This window comes from Pontibacter rugosus (genome assembly GCF_042678745.1).
In the GTDB taxonomy this organism is placed as follows: domain Bacteria; phylum Bacteroidota; class Bacteroidia; order Cytophagales; family Hymenobacteraceae; genus Pontibacter; species Pontibacter rugosus.
Genome location: NZ_JBHTLD010000383.1, coordinates 1 through 2098, shown reverse-complemented (window position 1 = coordinate 2098; position 2098 = coordinate 1). Strand labels below are relative to the sequence as shown.

The 2098-nt window shown below is 42.8% G+C and carries 1 protein-coding gene; it reads left to right on the top strand.

The features are described 5' to 3' along the window. The first annotated feature begins 71 nt into the window (after window positions 1–71). Window positions 72–1931 carry a glycoside hydrolase family 13 protein gene (locus ACFQ2O_RS21385; protein WP_377532887.1) on the top strand — a complete coding sequence of 620 codons (1860 nt, stop codon included), beginning with the start codon at window positions 72–74 and terminating at the stop codon, window positions 1929–1931. The last annotated feature ends 167 nt before the right edge of the window (window positions 1932–2098 follow it).

Below are 2098 nucleotides of genomic sequence, written 5' to 3'. Positions count from 1 at the left end.
CTAATACTCATACCAGCACATAATGCTGTACTCAGTTTTATACTTATTGAATCTATACTTTCATACTCTCTATGCACCCCAAAAAGTTACTTCTCCTTTCTATCCTGTTTCTATTTATAACGAAAACATCTTTTGCTCAGCAACAGCAACTGCGGGTTGAGCCTTCCTTTTGGTGGGCAGGCATGAAAGAGACGAAATTGCAATTGTTGCTGCACGGCAAGAACATTGCTACCCTGGAGCCACACATTCAGTACCCGGGCATCAAAATAACTGATGTGATCAAAGTAAAAAGTCCTAATTATCTGTTTATAAATTTGGATCTGAAGAGTGCCAAACCTGGCAAATTTGAAGTACAGCTAAAGCAAGGTGCTAAAGTAGCACAACTTTATAAGTATGAGCTAAAACAACGTGAAGCCAATTCTGAAGCGCGTGAAGGTTTCAATAGTTCAGACGTTATGTACCTTATTACTCCCGATCGGTTTGCCAATGGCAACCCTAAAAATGATTCGATGAAAGGGATGGCTGACAAACTGAATCGTTCAGACAAAGCAGGACGACATGGTGGCGACATTACCGGAATCATCAATCACCTCGATTATATAGATGAAATGGGTTTTACGACCTTGTGGGTAAATCCAGTATTGGAGAATGATCAGCCTGATTACTCCTACCATGGGTACTCTATAACTGATTTTTACAAGGTAGACCCACGTTTTGGCTCGAACCAAGAGTATGTAGCACTATCGAAACATGCTAAAAAGCGCGGTTTGAAACTGGTGATGGATATGGTTCTGAATCATTGTGGCTCTGAGCACTGGTGGATGCAAGATCTCCCAACGGAAAACTGGCTTAACTTTCAGGGAGACTATAAGCAAACCAGCCACAACCGGGAAGCCATACAAGATCCACATGCAGCTGCGTATGATTATAAAATGCATACGCAGGGGTGGTTCGTTGAAACAATGCCAGACCTAAACCAGGAAAACGAGCTGATGGCAAACTATCTCATTCAAAATACTATCTGGTGGATTGAATATGCAGATTTAAGCGGCATCCGAATGGATACATACTCCTACCCTAGCCCTGCCTTTATGAGCGAATGGACACGCCGTGTGATGCAGGAGTATCCAAATTTTAATATTGTAGGAGAAGAATGGTCTTTAAACCCAGCTATCGTGTCTTATTGGCAGCGAGGGAAGCAGAATGCGAATGGTTATACTTCGTACCTACCAAGCCTAATGGATTTTCCTTTACAAGCCGCGCTTATCGCCTCTCTTAAAGCAGAAGAAGGTGGTTGGCAGTCTGGCTGGCAGCAGCTGTACCAAATGCTTGCCAACGACTTTATTTATGCTGACCCTGGTAATCTGGTAATCTTTCCGGACAACCATGATATGGATCGTATTTTTACGCAGCTTAATAAAGACGAAGCATTAACCAAACTGGCCATAGCCTATACGCTCACCACCCGCGGCATTCCACAGCTATACTATGGTACAGAAATACTGATGCACAACGATGTGGCAGACGACCATGGTATCATTAGAACGGATTTCCCCGGTGGTTGGGCTGGTGATAAGACAAATGCCTTTACACGCTCTGGCTTGACAAAGGCACAGCAGGATATGCAACTATACACGCAGAAGCTCTTGAACTGGCGGAAGCAAGCAGCAGTAATACACAAAGGCAAGTTAACGCATTATGCGCCAGAGAAAGGAGTATATGTTTACTTCAGACAATATGAAGGCGAGAGTGTGATGGTAATTTTGAATAAGAACGAAATACCTGTTGAACTGGAGCTAGCTAAATTTCTGCCGCAGTTAAACGCAGCCACACAAGGTATAGATGTAATCAGTGGTCAGAAATTCAATCTTAAAGAAAGTATAATCTTACTGCCCGTTAAAGCACCGCTTATACTTGAACTAAAGCGTTAAAGGGTGAACGGTAGGTATACTTGCTTCTCCCTGATGCAATTTTGCTCAAGCCTTATGGCATCAGGGAGATAGTAGCGTAATGCTTGAGATCTAGCAGCCATTTGTTCATCTAAAATTTATATGCGTACTTCATACTTGTCGTCAGCTTCTCTTTCGGCTGATTATTA

What these genes read in the sequence shown, in the direction of transcription:
- ACFQ2O_RS21385 (WP_377532887.1), top strand. Translation starts at nt 72, where the DNA reads ATGCACCCCAAAAAGTTACTTCTCCTTTCTATCCTGTTTCTATTTATA.